Origin of the sequence: Kitasatospora sp. NPDC059146, from assembly GCF_042786665.1 — a bacterium.
GTDB lineage: Bacteria > Actinomycetota > Actinomycetes > Streptomycetales > Streptomycetaceae > Kitasatospora.
The window spans coordinates 1-17,671 of the sequence record NZ_JBHZCY010000169.1; the positions used below are offsets into that span (position 1 = coordinate 1).

At 74.8% G+C, this 17,671-nt stretch carries 18 protein-coding genes and 1 pseudogene; 6 read left to right on the plus strand and 13 right to left on the minus strand.

The window, feature by feature from the left end:
• On the plus strand, nt 1-267 hold a 267-nt coding region (locus ACFXPX_RS39915; RefSeq protein ID WP_380644803.1), incomplete at its 5' end, for a transposase.
• A 56-nt stretch (nt 268-323) separates the two neighbouring features.
• Nucleotides 324-437, plus strand: a pseudogene (locus ACFXPX_RS39920) (IS5/IS1182 family transposase); the annotation flags it as partial.
• A 63-nt stretch (nt 438-500) separates the two neighbouring features.
• On the opposite strand, the gene ACFXPX_RS39925 reads toward ACFXPX_RS39920, so the two are convergent.
• From ACFXPX_RS39925 to ACFXPX_RS39980, 12 genes are all read right to left on the minus strand, one after another.
• Nucleotides 501-1,541: an SDR family oxidoreductase gene (locus ACFXPX_RS39925; protein ID WP_380588370.1), complete on the minus strand. Its 1,041-nt coding sequence runs from the start codon at nt 1,539-1,541 to the stop codon at nt 501-503.
• Between the two features lie 48 nt (nt 1,542-1,589).
• A complete protein-coding gene (locus tag ACFXPX_RS39930) occupies nt 1,590-2,849 on the minus strand; it encodes a beta-ketoacyl-[acyl-carrier-protein] synthase family protein (RefSeq protein WP_380588367.1) in 1,260 nt (419 codons plus the stop codon).
• Nucleotides 2,846-3,097: an acyl carrier protein gene (locus ACFXPX_RS39935; protein ID WP_380526729.1), complete on the minus strand. Its 252-nt coding sequence runs from the start codon at nt 3,095-3,097 to the stop codon at nt 2,846-2,848. The genes ACFXPX_RS39930 and ACFXPX_RS39935 overlap by 4 nt, the downstream gene beginning before the upstream one ends.
• 26 nt (nt 3,098-3,123) lie before the next feature.
• Complete coding sequence (locus ACFXPX_RS39940) at nt 3,124-4,371, minus strand: aspartate aminotransferase family protein (protein ID WP_380526731.1); 1,248 nt, start codon at nt 4,369-4,371, stop codon at nt 3,124-3,126.
• Nucleotides 4,368-4,826, minus strand: a complete 459-nt coding sequence (locus tag ACFXPX_RS39945; RefSeq protein ID WP_380526733.1) for a type II toxin-antitoxin system RatA family toxin — start codon at nt 4,824-4,826, stop codon at nt 4,368-4,370. Before ACFXPX_RS39945 ends, ACFXPX_RS39940 begins: the two co-directional genes overlap by 4 nt.
• Complete coding sequence (locus ACFXPX_RS39950) at nt 4,813-6,027, minus strand: GNAT family N-acetyltransferase (RefSeq protein WP_380588361.1); 1,215 nt, start codon at nt 6,025-6,027, stop codon at nt 4,813-4,815. The genes ACFXPX_RS39945 and ACFXPX_RS39950 overlap by 14 nt, the downstream gene beginning before the upstream one ends.
• The gene (locus ACFXPX_RS39955) at nt 6,024-7,157 is read right to left on the minus strand and encodes an acyl-CoA dehydrogenase family protein (RefSeq protein WP_380526737.1); all 1,134 of its coding nucleotides are present in this window, start codon (nt 7,155-7,157) and stop codon (nt 6,024-6,026) included. The genes ACFXPX_RS39950 and ACFXPX_RS39955 overlap by 4 nt, the downstream gene beginning before the upstream one ends.
• A 45-nt stretch (nt 7,158-7,202) precedes the next feature.
• On the minus strand, nt 7,203-8,246 hold the full coding sequence (locus ACFXPX_RS39960; protein ID WP_380526739.1) for a cytochrome P450: 1,044 nt from the start codon (nt 8,244-8,246) through the stop codon (nt 7,203-7,205).
• Between the two features lie 365 nt (nt 8,247-8,611).
• The gene (locus ACFXPX_RS39965; protein ID WP_380526741.1) at nt 8,612-9,091 is read right to left on the minus strand and encodes a GerMN domain-containing protein; all 480 of its coding nucleotides are present in this window, start codon (nt 9,089-9,091) and stop codon (nt 8,612-8,614) included.
• Entirely contained in the window at nt 9,085-10,611 is a 1,527-nt protein-coding gene (locus ACFXPX_RS39970) for an ATP-binding protein (protein ID WP_380644804.1), read from the minus strand. Before ACFXPX_RS39970 ends, ACFXPX_RS39965 begins: the two co-directional genes overlap by 7 nt.
• 193 nt (nt 10,612-10,804) lie before the next feature.
• A complete protein-coding gene (locus ACFXPX_RS39975) occupies nt 10,805-11,476 on the minus strand; it encodes a C39 family peptidase (protein ID WP_380644805.1) in 672 nt (223 codons plus the stop codon).
• 87 nt (nt 11,477-11,563) lie between these two features.
• On the minus strand, nt 11,564-12,193 hold the full coding sequence (locus tag ACFXPX_RS39980) for a TetR/AcrR family transcriptional regulator (RefSeq protein WP_380526747.1): 630 nt from the start codon (nt 12,191-12,193) through the stop codon (nt 11,564-11,566).
• 129 nt (nt 12,194-12,322) lie between these two features.
• Between ACFXPX_RS39980 and ACFXPX_RS39985 the strand changes: the two genes are divergently transcribed.
• A complete protein-coding gene (locus tag ACFXPX_RS39985) occupies nt 12,323-13,360 on the plus strand; it encodes an aldo/keto reductase (RefSeq protein WP_380644809.1) in 1,038 nt (345 codons plus the stop codon).
• A gap of 35 nt (nt 13,361-13,395) precedes the next feature.
• Here the strand turns inward: ACFXPX_RS39985 and ACFXPX_RS39990 are convergent, their stop codons facing one another.
• Nucleotides 13,396-14,313 (minus strand): LysR family transcriptional regulator, encoded by a 918-nt coding sequence (locus ACFXPX_RS39990; RefSeq protein ID WP_380644806.1) that lies wholly within the window; start codon nt 14,311-14,313, stop codon nt 13,396-13,398.
• Nucleotides 14,314-14,421: 108 nt separating this feature from the next.
• Between ACFXPX_RS39990 and ACFXPX_RS39995 the strand changes: the two genes are divergently transcribed.
• The 3 genes from ACFXPX_RS39995 to ACFXPX_RS40005 all read left to right on the plus strand — a co-directional run bounded on the left by ACFXPX_RS39995 (nt 14,422) and on the right by ACFXPX_RS40005 (nt 17,541).
• Nucleotides 14,422-15,465: a zinc-dependent alcohol dehydrogenase family protein gene (locus ACFXPX_RS39995; RefSeq protein WP_380526750.1), complete on the plus strand. Its 1,044-nt coding sequence runs from the start codon at nt 14,422-14,424 to the stop codon at nt 15,463-15,465.
• A gap of 112 nt (nt 15,466-15,577) precedes the next feature.
• On the plus strand, nt 15,578-16,582 hold the full coding sequence (locus ACFXPX_RS40000; protein ID WP_380644807.1) for an ROK family protein: 1,005 nt from the start codon (nt 15,578-15,580) through the stop codon (nt 16,580-16,582).
• Complete coding sequence (locus ACFXPX_RS40005; protein WP_380644808.1) at nt 16,579-17,541, plus strand: 1-phosphofructokinase family hexose kinase; 963 nt, start codon at nt 16,579-16,581, stop codon at nt 17,539-17,541. Before ACFXPX_RS40000 ends, ACFXPX_RS40005 begins: the two co-directional genes overlap by 4 nt.
• Nucleotides 17,542-17,671: the final 130 nt, after the last annotated feature.

The following is a 17,671-nucleotide window of genomic DNA, read 5'->3' on the forward strand; positions in this document are numbered from 1 at the left end:
GGCGCCGCCCTGTCCATCGATGTCGAGGTGGTCGCCCGCGACAAGGAGCAGAAGGGCTTCGTCGTCCAGCCGATCCGCTGGCGGGTCGAGCAGACCTTCGGGATCATGTCCCGGTACCGGCGGCTCCACCGCGACTATGAGGAACTGCCGGACCGGTCACGCTCGATGATCCACTGGGCCATGGTCAACTCCATGACCACCCGCCTGACCGCCAGCCCCGACAGAATCGGGCAATACCTCCGCCCGAAACCCTTCGCGGCAGCCTAAATCGGTATCGAACGCCCTCTAAGAGGAGCTGACAGAACGGCGAGGTGGCCATGGTCGACCGTGCCCGACCGGGCTCGAAGCACCACGTGATCACGGACGGCCACGGCACACCGCCGGCCATCACCCTGACCGGCGGCAACCGCCACGACGTCACCCAGCTGCTGCCACTCTGAAGCCGAGTCGACCCTCGGCCGGAGCGCAGCTCTGCCGCCCGGTCCGGCCGTGACGTCGGGTCAGGAGGCCGTGGTGAGGGCCGTCCACGGCTGCGGGCGGGCCAGGGCGAGACGGGGTTTGGCGTCGGCCCAGTGGCGCACGGCGGTGGCCATCACGGTGGCGGGGTCGGTGACCGGATGGGTGGGGGTGAAGGGCTCCGTCATCGAGGTGTAGCTCTGGAACATCGCGAGCAGCTTGACGGCCTGGGCCTGGAACGGCGAGAGGTGACGGTCCGCCAGGGGCAGGAAGAAGCGGTTCCAGCGTTCCGTCGGGACGAGCGGCGGGCGCTCCACCGGGGCGATCCCGTGGGCGGCGCGGCAGGAGTTGAGGGTGTCGCAGATGACGTCGAGCAGGGCGGAGAGCGTCAGACAGGCCGGGCCTGCCGCGATCACCTCGGTGCGTGGGGTCGGCGGGGGCTCGGCGAGGCCGGCGGCTGCGATCACCCGGGCGACCTGGTCGACGGGGCTGATCTCGGCGTAGCCGTCCGGGTCACCGACCACGACGGCGGCCAGGCCGGACACCAGGGCCTGGAGGATCGTGTACGGCCCCGAGAAGCGGGCGATCCGCCCGTCCCGGCTGCGGCCGACGACCAGCGGCGGGCGGACCACGGTGAGCGGTCCGGGGTGCTCGGCCCGGGCCAGGTCCTCGCAGCGGGCCTTGGACCACTCGTAGCCGTTGCGATAGCCCTCGAACTGCGCGCTGCGAAGGTCGCCGGGGTTGCGGGTGCCGCCGACGTAGGCGGTCGAGACGTGCACCAGGTGGGTGTCCCGGTCGGCCAGGGCGAGCACTGCCCGCAGCGGCTCCACGTTGGCGGCGACGGCCTCCGGACGGGTGAGGGTCCAGCGGGTGGTGGCCGCCGCGTGGACGATCACGTCCCAGTGGCCGGCCAGTTCGGCCGGCGGGGGTTCGGCCCCCATCCGCCAGCGGACCGAGGCCTCGGCGACCGAGGCGTCGACGGTGGCTCGGCGGGCCACCGGCACGGGCGTGTGGCCCGCCGCCCGCAGCAGGCCGGTGACCTCGGTGCCGACCACACCGGTCGCGCCGGTCAGGAGGATTCGCATGGGACGTCCCGGAACGAGGAGGGGATACGAGGGGGGAATCGGGGAAGGTCAGGCGGGGACGAGCACCAGGCAGGCGTTCTGGCCGCCGAAGCCGAAGGAGTTGGAGAGGACCGGCGCCGGTGCGATGCCGCGCGGCACGGAGCGGACCAGGTCCACCAGGTCGGCCTCCGGGCTGGTGCCGAGGTTCGCGATCGGGGGCACCTCGCCCCGGGTCGCGCAGAGCAGGCCGAGCGCTGCCTCCAACGCTCCGGAGCCGCCGATCAGATGGCCCGTCACGCCCTTCATCGCCGTCACGGGCAGGGCCCCGGCGCCGAAGCAGCGCTCGATCGCCCGGGCCTCCGCCCGGTCGTTGAGCACCGTCGAGGTGCCGTGCGCGTTGACGTGGCCGATGTCCGCCGGTGCCAGCCCCGCGTCCGCGATCGCGCGTCGCATGCAGCGGGCCGCCACCTCGCCGTCCTCGATCGGGGCCACGATGTGGAAGGCGTCGCAGTTGTCCGCGTACCCCGCCACCTCGCCCAGGATCGCCGCGCCCCGCGCCAGGGCCGCGTCCCAGCGTTCCAGCACCAGGACGGCGGCCCCCTCGGCCATCACGAAGCCGTCCCGGTCCGCGTCGAACGGGCGGCTGGCCAGGGCCGGTTCGCCGTTGCGCGCCGACATGGCGCGCATCTTCGCGAACGCGCCGACGATCACCGTGGTCACCGGCGCGTCCACGCCCCCCGCCACCGCCGCGTCCAGTTCGCCGTAGCGGATCCGCCGGGCCGCCTCGCCGATCGCGGTGGTGCCGCTGGCGCACGCCGAGGAGTACGTGGTGCAGGCACCCCGGAGGCCGTAGCGCAGGGCCAGGCGGGAGGCCGCGGAGTTCGCCATGGTGCGCGGCACGGTGTGCACCGGCAGGCCGCCGGGGCTGTCCCAGTGGTCCGTGGTCACCTGCTCCATGCTGGCCAGACCGCCCATGCCGGTGCCGATCTGCACGCCCACCCGGTCCGGCGGCGGACCGCCGTCGGTGAGGCCCGCCGCGGCGACGGCGTCGGAGGCCGCGCAGAGCAGCAGGGTCGCGGCCCGGTCGATCTGCCGGGCCTCACGGCGGGTCAGGTACGCCTCGACGTCGAACGGAGGCACCAGCGAGGCGATGGTCACCGAGACGCCCCGCTGCACCAGGAGGTCGACCACCCCGGCGGTGGGCCGGGCCTTGAGCACCGACTCGTAGGCCTCCTGCACGCCGGTGCCCGCCGGAGACTTGACCCCGATCCCGGTGACCGCCACCCGGTGGCCGCCGTCCGGACGCCTGGAACCCCGGTTCGCCGTCACCGGTCCCCCGTCCGGAGCGTGAGGAGGTCGATCGCCTGGCCGACGTCCTCGGCCCGGGTCAGGTCCTCGACCTCGATCCGCAGGGCCAGCGCGCGTTCGAGGCGGGAGCCGATCTCCATCAGCTCCAGGCTGTCGATGCCGTAGTCGGCCGACAGGCTGGTGCGCTCGTGCACCTCCTCCACCTCCGTGCCGAGCACGTCCGAGATCGTCGTCCGGACCATCAGGGCCAGTTCCTCACGCGTGGGCATGTCACTCCTTCCTGAGGGTGCGGGGTTCATCGGGCGGCCACGGCGGTCAGGGCCTCGTCCAGGAGGCCGAGACCTTCGGCGAGCTCGGCCTCGGTGGCCACCAGCGGCGGCAGCAGCCGGATGGTGGTCGGGCGGCCCAGACAGGGTGAGACCAGCAGGCCACGGGCGGCGAGTTCGAGGACCGTCGCGCCCGCGTGGGCGGGCGTATCCAGCTCGACGCCGCGCAGCAGACCCCGCCCCCGCACCTCGCGCACCGTCTCCGGGTGGCGGGCGCGCAGGTGCTCCAGGCCGGAGTCCAGCAGGGCGGAGAGCACCCGGCCGTGCCCGGCCAGGCGGTCCATGGCCGCCAGCGCGGGCGGCAGGGCCGCACAGCTCAGCGGGTGTCCGCCGAAGGTCGCGGAGTGCAGGAACGGATCGGCTTCCAGCGGCGCGTACAGCCGCTCCGAGCTGACCAGTGCCGACAGCGGGACCACGCCGCCGCCGAGCGGCTTGCCCAGCAGCACGCCGTCCACCGGCAGGCCCTCGGCCAGCGCGAGCGAGGGCTCACCGCAGCGGCGCAGGCCGCACTGGATCTCGTCGGCGATCACCATCGCCCCGTGCTCGACCGCATCCGCGCACCACTGGCGCAGCACCTCCACCGGGAGCGGTACCGCACCGTTCTCCCCCTGGACCGGCTCGAACACCAGCGCGGCCACCGGTCCCGCCGCCAGCTCCCGGGCGAAGGCCCGCGCGTCCTGCGGGTCCAGGTGCGCCACCTCCACGGCGCAGCCGCGCAGGCCGACCCGGTAGAGCGGACTGTGCGTCAGGGCCAGGGCGCCGAGCGACTTCCCGTGGAAGCCGCCGCACACCGCGAGCACCCGCTCCCGGCCGGTCGCCAGTCGGGCCAGCTTGACGGCGACCTCCACCGCGTCCGAGCCGTTCAGCCCGAAGTGGACCTTCGGCAGGGCGTGCCCGAGGTGCGCCGCCAACCGGCCGGCCGCGTCGGCGGCCACGGGGTTGGCCAGGCTCCGGGTGGCGGTGGGCATGGCGTCCAGCTGCCGGTGGACGGCGGCGAGTACCTCGGGGTGCCGGTGGCCGAGCAGGGTGACGGCGTACGAGCCGAAGTCCAGCACCCGGCGCCCGTCGGACAGGGTCACCCTGGTGCCTTCGGCGGCCGTCTCGACCGCACCGCGCCCGGCGAAGCCACTGGTCAGCGCGAGCTTCCCGGACAGGTGCCGGCGCACTTGGTCGAACACCTCGGTCGCGGCGGTCGGCGTCATCGGGCCACGCGTCATCGGGCCACCACCGCGACCGGGACGAGCCGGGCGCGCAGTGCGGTCAGCATCTGCTCGGCGTTCTCCCGCAGGGCGTCGGCCGCGATCGGGTTGAGCATCTCCGCGAGCAGCGGGATGCCGATGTCGAAGTCGACACAGAGCTCCACCCGGCTGCCGCCGTCGGCCACCTCCCTGACCGCCCAGTGGCCGGAGAACTCGCCCAGGTCCCCGGTGAGTTGGCGGAAGTCGAACCGCCGGGCCGCCGGGTCGATCACCTCCGCCTCGGTCCACCGCAGCACCGATCCCTCCAGCCGCACCGACCAGGCGGTGGTGCGGTGGCGTTCGTCGGTCCGCTCGACCACCACCACCTCGTCCACGCTCTCCATGCAGTGCTGGTACGACTCCACGTCCACCACCGCCGCCCAGACCAGCTCCGGCGGCGCGGCGATCGGCAGGTCCACCTCAACGTGCGGCACGGGACAACCCCTTCGGTTCAGGGAGGGACGGGGGGACGTGTTCGGCGTGCGGCCCGAGGGCCTTCGCCCTCGCGGCGGTCAGGGCCGGGGGCAGCATCCGGCGCAGCAGGGCCCGCCGCAGCGGATGGAGCTGCGTCATCGCGTACCACTGCTCGACGAGGTCGCAGCCGAGCTCGACCTTCGGCTGGTAGGCGGTCTGGGCGAACCGGATGTGGGTGCATCCCGAGTCGATGGCCAGCCGGATCGCCGCGTGGTGCACGGCGTGGTAGAGCCCGGCGTCGTGGGCGATCCGGTAGTCCAGGCCGATCCGGGCTCCGGTGGCGCCCGTCCCGGCGAACAGGCAGAGGAGGAAGGCCACCAGCCGCTCGCCCTCGAAGCAGGCCACCAGTCGGCGTCCGGCCGAGTGCCCGGTGTGGACGGCGGCCAGGAAGTCGGCGTCCAACACGTCCAGCCGTTGGTCGGCCCGGTCCATCACCTGTCGGTACAGCCCGAGCATCTCCGGCAGCAGGTACGCGAAGTCCTCCAGCACCTCGGTCCGCAGCCCGGGCCAGGCCGCCGCCCGGCGCAGTTTGCTGCGCGCGTTGCGCCGCGCCTTGGCGGGCAGGCGGGTCAGGTAGTCCTCGAACCCTCCCGGGCCCAGGCGGAGTTCGGTGTCCGGGAGGGCGGGCAGGAAGAAGAAGCCGGCGCCGGCCAGGGCGGGCCGCAGCGCCGCCAGTTCGACCGGCGCGAAGTCCTTGAACACCACCGTGCCGAGCCCCTCCCGGCGGGCCATCGCGAGCGCCCCGCCGACCAGCGCGTCCAGGGCCGGCGGCGGCAGCCGCCGGTCGGTCAGCAGGTGTCCCTGGCCGAGCAGGTGGCCGCAGAACAGCATCGGCACCGTCAGCGGGCCGGGGAGCAGGCGCCGCAGCGGAGCGAGGCGTCGTCGGCCGTCGGCCCCGAGCACCTCGTCCAGCCGCAGCCGCGGGAACAGGCTGACCGGCAGCACCGCGAGTGGCTCCGGCTCCGCGGGGGCGTCCTGACGGAGCACCAGGTGGGCGTACCCGTCCGGGCCGATCGCGGACGCCTCCATCGCGCGCAGCACGTCGCGCGACCACATCGGGTCGTCCGGCGGCGCCAGGCGCTCCCACAGGCCCTCCGGGAGCGCGTCGACGCCGCGCACCACCTCGACCTGGTAGCCGGCCGCGGCGCTCACGCCCGTCATCCGATCCGCAGCGGGCGGCCGTCGAGGTACTCGCGCAGCGGGCCGGCCATCCGGGCCCGGGCGGGCGGGTGGAAGCCGAGCGCCCCCGCCGCCGAGGCCAGGTAGCTGCCCTCGGCCGAGCCGACGAAGGCCATTCCGCCCAGGGCGGCCAGGCAGCCGCGGGTGGTGCGGGCGATGGCGTCCTCCGCCGCGTAGCGGGCCGCCAGCGCGGCCGCCAGCAGGCCGTCGTCCCAGGGCTGGTCCGGGTCCGCCATCGCGCGGGCCACCGACTCCACCGCGAGCATCGCGGCCTCCACCTCCACCAGGGGTCCGGTCGGGTCCTGCGGGGGGCCGCCGGGCTTGGTCAGCACCCGCTCCACCAGTGCGCTGGCCACGCCCAGGTAGCCGGCCGTCAGCAGCAACTCGAACCAGAGGAAGCCCGCCGTGTTGAGGTCGTCCGGTACCGCGTCGGCTGTGACCTCGGTGACCAGGACCATCTCCTGGTCCAGCTCGACCTCGGTCAGCACCACCTCCTCGCTCTCCGCGCCGGCCAGCACCGCGTTGCGCCAGAACGGCCGCACCTCGATGCCCGGGGTGGAGGCGGGGACCAGCGCGACGGCCAGCCGCTCGACGCCGTCCTGGTCCGCGAGCAGCACCGAGGCCGTCAGCAGGTCCATCGAACGGGAAAGGCTGCACGGCATCTTGCTGCCGTTCAGCACCACCTGCTCCCCTCGGCGACGGGCGGTGATGTGCGGTTTGAGGATGTTCTGGCCGGCCCGGCCCTCCGCGAAGGCGGAGGCCAGCAGCAGGCCGTCGGCGGCGATCGAGGCGAGCAACCGCTCCTCCGGAGCGCCCGGGGTGGCGGCGCGGACCAGTCCGGCCACCGAGAAGTGGTGCATCGTGGTGGCCACCGCCAGCGAGGGGCAGCGGGCCCCGACCGCACGCTGGACGCGCACCGCCTCCAGGGCGCTCACGCCCTTGCCGCCCAGGGCACGGGGTACCAGCAGGCCGGGGCCGCCGGCGGCACGGAACGCGCCGATCGCCGGGCTGGGGGCGCTCTCCAGGCGCTCCAGGGGCTGGGCCGCCAGGGCGGCGTCCAAGCCGGTCAGGTGGGTCTCCAGGGCGGCACGTTCGCGATGCAGGAAGCGCACGGGACCGGTTCCTCCGAGGGCTGTGGTCGGGACTGTGGGGGCGGGTCAGCCGGCCAGGGCCAGCGGGAGGCGGGTGAAGCCGCGCAGACCGTCGCAGGTGCGTCGGGTCGGCGGGCCGGACAGCGTCAGCCGCGGAAAGCGGTCGAGTAGTTGGCGCAGCAGGACGGATCCCTCCAGCCGGGCCAGCGCGGCGCCGACGCAGTAGTGCGCGCCGGCGCTGAAACCCAGCACCCGGCCGTCCGCCCGACCGACCGCGAAGGCGTCCGGATCCGCGAACACCTCGGGGTCCCGGTGGGCGGCCGCCATCACCGTGATGACGCTCGCTCCGGCCTGCAGGGGGACCCCGGCGACCTCCGTGGCCCGTGCCGTGATGCGTTCCGTCATCGGTACCGGGGCGTCCCAGCGCAGCGACTCCTCCAGCGCCGCCGGCACCAGGTCGGGGCGAGCCCGCAGCAGGGCCCACTGGTCGGGATGGCTGAGCAGGGCGTACACCGCCATCCCGAGCATCGCGACGGTGGTCTCGAAGCCGGCGGCGAACACCAGGACCAGCACGTCGACGAGTTCGTCGTCCGTCAGCCCGGCGCCGTCCGTCAGGGAGCCCGCGGCCAGGGCCGAGGCGAGGTCGTCGGCAGGCCGGAAACGGCGCTCGCGCAGCAGCCCGGCGAAGTACTCCCGCAACCCGCTCACCCCCCGGTCGGCCCGGGCCCAGTCCTCCGGGGTGCGGACGGGTTCCAGCAGCCGGGCGGCATCGTCACCGAGCAGGCTCAGGTCTTGCTGGTCCGCACGCGGCACGCCGATCAGCTCGCCGACCGTCGCGACCGGAAGGGGCGACGCGACCAACTCGTGGAAGTCGGCGACCGCGCCACCGGCGGCGGTCTCCGCGAAGGCGTCCAGCAGTTCGGTGCCGAGCTCCTCGACCCTGGCCCGCAGTGCCGCGACCCGACGGGCGCTCAGCTCCCGGGCCGCCAGTCGACGGAGTCGGTCATGGGCGGCGTGGTTGGTGGCCAGCATCGAGGAGTAGAAGAAGTCGGCGGCAGGGCGGCCGAGGGCATCCGGGATTTCCCGCTCGCACCACTCCCGGTCAGGCACCAGGAAATCCGGACCGGCGAGAACGGACTGGCATCCCGCGAAAGTGGTCAGGAAATGGGAGCCGATCGTCGCACTATAATAAACCGGCGCCAGCTCTCGAAGTCCAGCCAGGGCCGGGTAGGGGTTCTCCCTGCCCTCCGGGGTAAAAACCGATAAAAGGATCGCCTCTGGATTCAACGGTTCGGCCTTTTGTCCGATAGGCGGAAAGACGGTTCCTGCCGCTCTTTCCACGGTACCCGTGCAGTGTATATCGGAGATTCCGAAACTCACCCGAACCGGGCCATTCCAAAAGTTCGTGACCGTATGTCAGAGCCCGTTCCGAACCGGTCCCGGCCCTCGCGCCCCCCGGTCCGACGCCCCCTCGCTCAGCCGGTGCGGTGCAGGTCGCACTGCTGCTGGATGGCCGAGGGGGCGTCGCTGCTGACGATGGCGACCCTCGGCACCGGGCCGGCGGTGGGGGCGTCCTCGGTGGTGCAGACGAGCTGCTGGATGGCGGGGGCGGACAGCGAGGCGGCGGGCCAGGAGAGCCGCAGGGTGACCACGCCGGGGGTGGCGGTGGCCTGGACCCGGCCGTCCTTGGGGAGGTCGCTGTACAGCCCGGTGCGCCGTTCGGTCGGGTCGGGCCCGGCCAGCAGGGTGTCCAGGGTCTGCTGGAGGTCCTCGCGCTCGGCGCTCGGCCGGATGGCGGGCCGGATGCCGTGCTGGTCGAGGAAGTACAGCCGGGTGCCGGGCTGGACGCCGGTGGCCGGCTGGCCGCTGCGGACCGAGCCGGTGGTGGAGATGGAGCAGCCGCCGGTCAGCAGCAGGACCGCGGCCAGCGGGACGAGTCGGCGGAGGGTCACCATTCCTCCTCCCCGTCCAGTCCGCGGGGCAGGACGAGGGTGAACACCGCTCCGCCGTCCGGCACGTTGGCGGCCTCGATGAGGCCGCCGTGCAGCCGGGCGTTCTCCTGGGCGATGGCCAGGCCCAGGCCGCTGCCCTCGGAGCGGGCCCGGGACTTGTCGGCCTTGTAGAACCGGTCGAACAGGTGCGGGAGTTCGGTGGGCGGGATGCCCGGACCGTGGTCGGTGACGGTGAGCACCAGTTCCTCCTCGCTGCCCCGCAGGGCGAGCCGCACCGGCGGGCGGCCGTGGCGCAGGGCGTTGCCGACCAGGTTGGCGACGACGACGTCGAAGCGGCGCGGGTCGAGCCGGACGGGCAGGGCGGCGGGCAGGTCGAGGTCGACCTGCTCGCCCCAGCCGCGCAGGTCGAGGGTCTCGCGCACGGCGGTGGCGGCGTCGACGGTCTCGGTGCGCAGCGGGGCGGCCCCGGCGTCCAGCCGGGAGATCTCGATCAGGTCGTTGACCAGCCTGGTCAGTCGTACGGTCTCGTTGCTGATCATGCGCAGTGCGGTGGCGGTGTCGGCGGGCAGCTGTTCGGCGTCCTCGTCGAGGATGTCGGTGACGGCGAGCATCGCGGCCAGCGGGGTGCGCAGTTCGTGCGAGACGTCGGCGGCGAAGCGCCGGCCCTGGGACTCGATGGCGCGCAGTTCCTCGATGGTGCCCTGGAGGGTGCGGGCGGTGTGGTTGAAGGTCTTGGAGAGCTGGGCGAGTTCGTCGTGCCCGGTGACGGTCAGCCGGGTGTCCAGCCGGCCCTGGGCCAGGGCCCGGGCGGCGTCGCCGAGCGCCCGGACCGGCCGCAGCACCTGGCGGGCGGCCAGCAGGGCGAGTCCGGCGGCCAGCACGGCGGCGAAGGCCCCGGCCCCGGCGGCGCCGGCGAGCAGGGCGGAGGCGGCGCTCTGCTCGCGGTCGAGGGGGAGCAGGGCGTAGACGGTGAGCCCGGACGCCCCGGCGGGGCCGCCCTTCGCGTAGCTGACGGGGACGCCGACGGCGAGCCAGGGGTGGCCGTCGGCGGCGAAGCGCTGGAACGCGGCGTGGCCGGTGTCGACGGTGTGCAGGAGGGCCGGCGGGACGGCCACGGGCTGGGTCCACTCCGAGTGCTCGGCGCCGTAGGAGGCCAGCACCCGCCAGTCGCGGAAGCCGCCGGTGCCCGACAACTGGGCGGCCAGGCGGTCGAGTTCGCCCTGGGTGGGCGGGAAGGGCAGGGCCGGGGCGAGCACGTCGACGCGGCGGCGCAGCTCGTCCAGGGCGGTGTCCTTGGTCAGGTCGAGGGTGGAGGTGGTGGCGGCCCGGTAGGTGAGGGTGGCGGTGGCCAGCGCGCTCAGGGCGGCGACGGCGACGAAGGCCACCAGCAGGCGTGGCCGCAGCCCGGCGACGGCGCGGCGCAGCCGGACCAGCCGCGGCGGGTGCGGGCCCGGGCGCGGCGGCGGGTCGTCGGACGGTCGGGGCGCGGCGGCCGGTGCGGGGTCCGGGGCGGCGGCGCTCACCGCGGCCCGAAGCAGCCGCAGCGCGGGCCGCGCGCCGGGGCCGCGGGTGCGGAGTCGTCGTCCTCGAACAGGAATAGCCGTGCCATGGGAGTCAGTATCGGGGGTTGACCTGGGGCAATGCGCCACGGGGGCGGTTCGGGGGCGGGTTCTTGCCAAAAACTCATACATCGCTCACAGGCTGCGCGGGCGCCGGTCAGTCGATGACCACCGCCATCTGCCCGTAGGTGGCGTACCCGTCGGCGAAGGACTCCTCGGACACGGTCGTCCGGCCGCGGGCGGGGTCGTTGACCGACACCCTGCCGTTGCCGAACCCGGTGACCACGACGGTGTGCTCGGCCGGCCCGGCGTACAGCACGCTCCGGCCGTCGTAGGCCGTGTAGGTGGTGCTCCGGAGGCGCCGCCAGTGGTAGTCCACCCAGACGATCGCCGGGTGGCCGGCGGCCAGCTGGTCCTTGAGCTGCTGGACGGAGACGCCCGAGCCGTCCTGGCGCACGGTGAGCCCGTACGAGCGGGCGGCGGCGACGACGGGCGGGGAGTAGACGCCGAAGCCGGTGCCGGCCGACTCCGAGCCGTCCGGGTCGCCGACGAAGGCTACGTAGGGGTCGCCGGACAGCGGGCCGGAGTAGCCGAACTCGGGGTGCTCCCGGTCGACGCCGATCCGGTCGAGGATCTGCTGGTCGTCGGCGCTCACGCCGCGGGCGGCGAGGAGCATGCGCAGCGCGGCCGCCTCGCAGTCGTCGTTGAGCTGCTGGTCGTAGTAGGGCACGGACACGGACGCGGGGGCGGCCGAAGCGGGGCTTGCGCCCGCCGCCAGGGTTGCGGTGGCCAGGACGGCGAGCAGGGAGGCTCGTACGGTGATCGTCATGGCCATGACGCTACGAAGGATGGTTGCGTTCCGCAGTCGCTGACCGGCAACCAGGTGACGGAACGCAGCTGCTCCCGATCGGCCGTCTCAGCTCGCGGCCCGTCGGTACGCCCCCGCCCGGGCGGCGGCCTCGGCAGCGGCCGCTGCCCGGTCGGCGGCCGCCTCGTCGAGCGGTTCGGCGGTGGTGAGCATCCGGTAGTAGAGCGGCGCCGAGACGGCCCGGATCACCTCCAACGGGTCGGTGTCGGCCGGGAGTTCGCCGCGCTCGACGGCCTCGGTCACGCACGGCGCCCACTCCTCGACCCGGCGCCGGTAGAAGTGCCGCAGCGCCTCGGCGGTGCCCGGGTCGCCGTTGGCGGCCACCAGGACGGCGCGGAACAGCGCGCCCTGCCGGGGGTCGGCCAGGGTGCGCCGGACCAGTCGGGCGTTGGCCCGCAGGTCCTCGGCGAGCGAGCCGCTGCGGGTGCGCGGCAGCGACTGCTCGGCCATGTCGGCGAGCAGGTCGGCGACCAGGGCGGTGGTGCTGCCCCAGCGCCGGTAGACGGTGGTGCGGCCGACCTCGGCGCGCTGGGCGAGGTCGCCGAGGTCGAGGCCGGCGAAGCCGTGCTCGACCAGGGCGTCCTCGGCGGCCCGCAGGACGGCGGCGCGGACCCGGGCGGTGCGGCCGCCGGGGCGGACGGTGCCGGGGGTGGAGGGCGTGTCGGGCTCGTCGACCATTAACGGGATTCCTGTTCCATTAGTTGGGTGGAGTCTGCTAGCTTCGAGACATCCTAACGGAACGGGAGTCCCATTAGTGGCTCCGAGGGGAGAACCGTCATGACGACCACCACCACGGCACCCACCGGCATGGAGTACCGCCGCCTCGGCGCCTCCGGCCTCAAGGTCCCCGCCCTCAGCCTCGGCACCGGCACCTTCGGCGGCCGCGGCCCGCTGTTCGGCGCCTGGGGCAGCACCGACGTCCAGCAGGCCCGCCGCCTGCTCGACATCGCCCTCGACGCCGGGGTCACCCTCTTCGACACCGCCGACGTCTACTCCGACGGCGCCGCCGAGGAGGTGCTCGGCGAGGCCCTGCGCGGCCGCCGCGACCAGGTGCTGATCTCCACCAAGGCGGGCCTGCCGCTCGGCGACGGCCCCCAGGACGCCGGCACCTCCCGGGCCCGGCTTCTGCGCTCCGTCGAGGACGCGCTGCGCCGCCTCCGCACCGACCGCCTCGACCTCTTCCAGCTGCACGCCTACGACGCCGCCACCCCGATCGAGGAGGTGCTGGCCACCCTGGAGGACCTGGTCCGCGCGGGCAAGATCCGCTACACCGGCGTCTCCAACTTCTCCGGCTGGCAGCTGATGAAGTCCCTCGACCTGGCCGAGCGCCACGGCCGCCCCCGCTACGCGGCCCACCAGGTCTACTACTCCCTGGTCGGCCGGGACTACGAGTGGGAGCTGATGCCGCTCGCCGAGCAGGAGGGCGTCGGCGCCCTGGTCTGGAGCCCGCTCGGCTGGGGCCGCCTCACCGGCCGGATCCGCCGCGGCGAGCCGCTCCCGGCCGGCAGCCGGCTGCACGACACCGCCGACTACGGCCCGCCGGTCGAGGAGGACCTGCTGTTCCGGGTGGTCGACGCCCTGGACGAGGTCGCCGCCGAGACCGGCCGCAGCGTCCCCCAGATCGCGATCAACTGGCTGCTGCGCCGCCCGACCGTCTCCTCCGTGATCATCGGCGCCCGCAACGAGGAGCAGCTGCGGCAGAACCTCGGCGCCGTGGGCTGGTCGCTGACCCCGGAGCAGGTCGCCCGGCTGGACGCCGCCAGTGCCCGTACCGCGCCCTACCCGTACTTCCCGTACCGCCGGCAGGAGGCCTTCGCCCGCCTCAATCCGCCGCTCGCGGGCTGACCCCGTCGAGGCGGCTCTCCGGCGCCCCGCGGTGGTCAGCCCAGCCGGTCGGCGGCTTCGAGGCAGGCGGCGACCGTCGGCTGGTGGGCCGTGCCCTGGCGGACCGCGGTCTCGATCGTGCGGGTGAGCGTGGCGTCCGACACCGGTCGTACGGTCAGCGTCGGCGGGAGGCGGTCGGCGGCGATCCGGGGGATCAGCACGGTGTGGCCGCCGCTCGCGGCGAGGGCGGTCATGGCGGCGAAGTCGGTGCAGGTGTGCCGCACCCGCGGGGTGAAGCCGGCCGAGCGGCAGGCCTGGAGGACGGCGTCCCCGCAGGGGGTCTGCGGCGGGGCGGTGATCCACGAGGTGTCCGCGAGCTCCCGCAGGTCGACCGGCGCCCCCGCGCCGCCCGCGGTCGTCGCCGGGCCGGCGGCCGGGTGGTCGGCCCGCACCACCGCGACCAGCGGATCGGTCCGCAGGGTGCGGGTCTCGATGCCGGGGTACGGGGGCGCGGCGAGGTTGGTGTAGCGGTAGACGAGCGCGACGTCGGCGCGGCGCTGGAGCAGCAGCCGTACGGCGGCCTCGGGTTCGGCCTCGGTGATGTGCACCTCCAGGCCGCGGTGGGCGCGCTCCAGGGCCTCGCCCAGCGGGGCCGCGACCGGGACCAGGGCGCTCGGGAAGCAGGCCAGGTGCACCGGGCCGGTCGGTTCCCCGGCGCCGGTGCGCAGCCGCTCCCCGGCCTCGTCGAGCGCCGCGAGCACCGCCCCGGTGTCCGCGGCCAGCCGGTGCCCGGCCGCGGTGAGGTGGACGGAGCGTCCGGTGCGCTCCAGCAGGGCGGTGCCGGCCTCCTCCTCCAGCAGCCGCAGCTGCTGGGAGACGGCGGAGGGCGTGACGCGGTGGAGTTCGGCCACGGCGGTCACCGTGCCGTGCGCCTCCAGGTCGCGCAGGAGGACGAGCCGTCGGACATCGAGCATCAGTCCAGCTTAAGGGCCTGCTGTAGGAGATGTAGCTGGACGCAGGGGCGTGCGGACGGCGAACCTGACGGCCCGACCCCAGTCCCCGAGCAGTACGGGAGTGTCTTCGTGCGCGCCACCGTGATCCACGGCCCCAACGACATCCGGATCGAGGAGGTGCCCGACCCGGTGGTCCGGCGGCCCACCGACGCGGTGGTGCGGGTGGTCAACGCCTGCATCTGCGGCAGCGACCTGTGGGCGTACCGGGGCGTCGCCGCCCGGGTCCCCGGGCAGCGGATCGGGCACGAGTTCCTCGGCGTCGTCGAGGCGGTCGGCCCCGAGGTGACCGGCTTCGCGCCGGGCGACTTCGTGCTCGCCCCGTTCGTCTGGTCGGACGGCACCTGCGGGTTCTGCCGCGAGGGCCTGCACACCTCCTGCCCCGAGGGCGGCTTCTGGGGGTCGGTCGGCTCCGACGGGGGCCAGGGCGAGGCGGTGCGGGTGCCGTTCGCCGACGGGACGCTGGTGAAGCTCCCGAAGGAGGCCGCCGGTGAGGAGAAGCTGCTGCCCGGCCTGCTCGCCCTCTCCGATGTGATGAGCACCGGCCACCACGCCGCGGTCTCCGCCCGGGTCCGCCCCGGTGCCACCGTCGCCGTGGTCGGCGACGGCGCGGTCGGCCTGTGCGGCGTGCTCGCCGCCCACCGACTGGGCGCCGGGCGGATCATCGCGCTCGGCCGACACGAGCGGCGCACCGCGATCGCCCGCGACTTCGGCGCCACCGACGTCGTCGCCGAGCGCGGCGAGGCCGCGGTCGAGGCCGTCCGGGAGCTGACCGGCGGACTCGGCGCGCACGCCGTGCTGGAGGCCGTCGGCACCGAGGAGTCGATGCGGACGGCCCTCTCCATCACCCGCGACGGCGGCACGGTCGGCTACGTCGGCGTGCCGCACGGCGGCTCGGCCGGCGTGGACATCTCGCAGATGTTCGACCGGAACGTCTCGCTGGCCGGCGGCGTCGCCCCGGCCCGCGCCTACATCCCCGAACTGCTCCCGGACGTGCTCTCCGGCGCCATCGACCCCGGCGCGGTCTTCGACCGCACCGTGGACCTCGACGGCGTCCCGGACGGCTACCGGGCGATGGACGACCGTACGGCGCTCAAGGTCCGCATCGCGTTCTGACCGCCGCTGGCCGTGGTCGGCGTCGCGACTGCCCTCTTGTTCAAAGTTGATCGACTGCCCTATCTTTTGCTCAGCTTCAAGCAACTCATTGCAGATTCGAGCAGGGGGATCGATGGCCCACGTCGCCGCCGAGAACGTCATCGCCCTGGACATCGGCGGCACCGAGATCAAGGGCGCCGTGGTGGCGGAGGACGGCACGGTCCTGCGCAGTGAGCGCCGGCCCACCCGGCCCGCCCGCGGCGGTGGCGCGGTCATCGACACCGTGCTCGACTGCGCCGCCGAACTCGCGGAACTCGCCCGGCGGGCCGGAGCCCCGCCCCGGGCCGTCGGCGTCGTCGCGCCCGGCCTGGTCGACGAGAGCGCGGGCACGGTGGTCAAGGCGGTCAACCTCGACTGGCACGACATCCCGCTCCGCCGCCGGGTGGCCGAACACCTCGGCCTCCCGGTCGCGTTCGGCCACGACGTCCGGGCCGGCGGCCTCGCCGAGGCCCGCCTCGGCGCCGGGCGCGGCAGCGACTCCTTCGTCTTCGTCCCCGTCGGCACGGGCATCGCCGCCGCCGTGGTGACCGGCGGCCGCGCCCAGGGCGGCGCGCGCGGGATCGCGGGCGAACTCGGCCACCTGGTCGTACGGCCCGGCGGCGAGCGCTGTGCCTGCGGCGGCCGGGGCTGCCTGGAGACCGTCGCCTCGGCCTCCGCGATCGCCCGCCGGCACGCCCGGCTCACCGGCACCCCGGACCTCGGCGCCGAGGACGTGCACCGGCGGGCGAGCGCCGGCGAGCCCGTCGCCGCCCAGGTCTGGGCCGAGGCGGTGGCGGCCCTCGCCGACGGCCTGGCCGCCACCGTCACCCTGCTCGACCCGGAGCGGATCGTGATCGGCGGCGGCCTCGCCCGGGCCGGGGCGGACCTCCTCGCCCCGCTGGCCACGGCACTCGCCGAGCGGTTGGCCTTCCGCACCCCGCCCCGGCTGGTCGCCGCCGAACACGGCCGCAGCGCGGGCTGCCTCGGCGCGGCCCTGCTGGCCCGGGACCTGCTGGCCCGGGACTTGCTGGTGGCCGGGGGCCCGTCGGCCAGGGACCCGTTCGTCCAAGCCCCGTCGCCCGTCGGAGGCACGCCGTGATCCTCACCGTCACCCTCAACACCGCCGTGGACGTCACCTACCGCCTCGACCGGGTGGCCCGGCACGGCAGCAACCGGGTCGGGGCCGTCACCGAACGGGCCGGCGGCAAGGGCGTCAACGTCGCCCGGGTGCTCGCCGCGCTCGGTCACGACACCGTGGTCACCGGCCTGGTCGGCGGCGCCACCGGGCAGGCCCTGCGGGCCGACCTCGCCGCCGCCGGACTGCGCGACGCACTCCAACCGATCGCGGGCCCCACCCGGCGCACCGTCGCCGTGGTCGAGGACGCCACCGGAGACGCGACCGTCTACCTGGAACCCGGCCCCACCGTCACCGCCGAGGAATGGTCCGACTTCACCGTCCGCTACCGCCGACTGCTGCGCACCGCCCGGGCCGTCGTCCTGTCCGGCTCGCTGCCCGGCGGCGTGCCACCGGATGCCTACGGACAGCTGGTCGCCCTCGCCGCCGAGGCGCGGGTGCCCGCCGTCCTCGACGCCGAGGGGCCCGCCCTGCTCGCCGGACTGGCCGCCGGCCCCGCCCTGGTCAAGCCCAACGCGGCCGAACTCGCCGCGACGGCGGGCCCGGTGGACCCCCTCACCGGCGCCCGGCTGCTGCGCGCCGCCGGAGCCCGCGCCGTGGTCGTCTCCCTCGGCCCCGGCGGGCTGCTCGCCAGCACACCGGAGGGCGACTGGCGCGTCCGCCCGCCCGAGGACGCGCGCGGCAACCCGACCGGCGCCGGCGACTCGGCGGTCGCCGCCCTCACCGCGGGCCTGGTCGCCGCAACCCCGTGGCCGGAGCGGCTGGCCGAGGCCGTCGCCCTCTCCGCGGCGACCGTGCTGGCCCCGCTCGCCGGCAGCTTCGACCCGGCGGACCACCGGCGACTGCTCCCCCTCGTCCGGGTCCACCCGGTCCATCCGGCCGTACCGGGCTCCGCCCCGCGAGGAGAACCGCACCCCTCGTGACCTGGCGGGTCCGTCGGTGAATCGGCTGCGCCACCCTAGTGTCCTGAGTCTGGAATTTCATTCATAAATATAGACTGATCCTATGGTGCGGACGGGTCGACCAAAGGTCGAGTTGGTGTTGTCGGACGAC

What these genes read in the sequence shown, in the direction of transcription:
- ACFXPX_RS39985 (WP_380644809.1), top strand. Translation starts at nt 12,323, where the DNA reads ATGGAGTACCGCCGCCTCGGCGCCTCCGGCCTCAAGGTCCCCGCCCTC.
- ACFXPX_RS39940 (WP_380526731.1), bottom strand. Translation starts at nt 4,371, where the DNA reads ATGACGCGTGGCCCGATGACGCCGACCGCCGCGACCGAGGTGTTCGAC.
- ACFXPX_RS39965 (WP_380526741.1), bottom strand. Translation starts at nt 9,091, where the DNA reads ATGGTGACCCTCCGCCGACTCGTCCCGCTGGCCGCGGTCCTGCTGCTG.
- ACFXPX_RS39975 (WP_380644805.1), bottom strand. Translation starts at nt 11,476, where the DNA reads ATGACGATCACCGTACGAGCCTCCCTGCTCGCCGTCCTGGCCACCGCA.
- ACFXPX_RS39990 (WP_380644806.1), bottom strand. Translation starts at nt 14,313, where the DNA reads ATGCTCGATGTCCGACGGCTCGTCCTCCTGCGCGACCTGGAGGCGCAC.
- ACFXPX_RS39925 (WP_380588370.1), bottom strand. Translation starts at nt 1,541, where the DNA reads ATGCGAATCCTCCTGACCGGCGCGACCGGTGTGGTCGGCACCGAGGTC.
- ACFXPX_RS39935 (WP_380526729.1), bottom strand. Translation starts at nt 3,097, where the DNA reads ATGCCCACGCGTGAGGAACTGGCCCTGATGGTCCGGACGACGATCTCG.
- ACFXPX_RS40000 (WP_380644807.1), top strand. Translation starts at nt 15,578, where the DNA reads ATGGCCCACGTCGCCGCCGAGAACGTCATCGCCCTGGACATCGGCGGC.
- ACFXPX_RS39980 (WP_380526747.1), bottom strand. Translation starts at nt 12,193, where the DNA reads ATGGTCGACGAGCCCGACACGCCCTCCACCCCCGGCACCGTCCGCCCC.
- ACFXPX_RS39950 (WP_380588361.1), bottom strand. Translation starts at nt 6,027, where the DNA reads ATGACGGGCGTGAGCGCCGCGGCCGGCTACCAGGTCGAGGTGGTGCGC.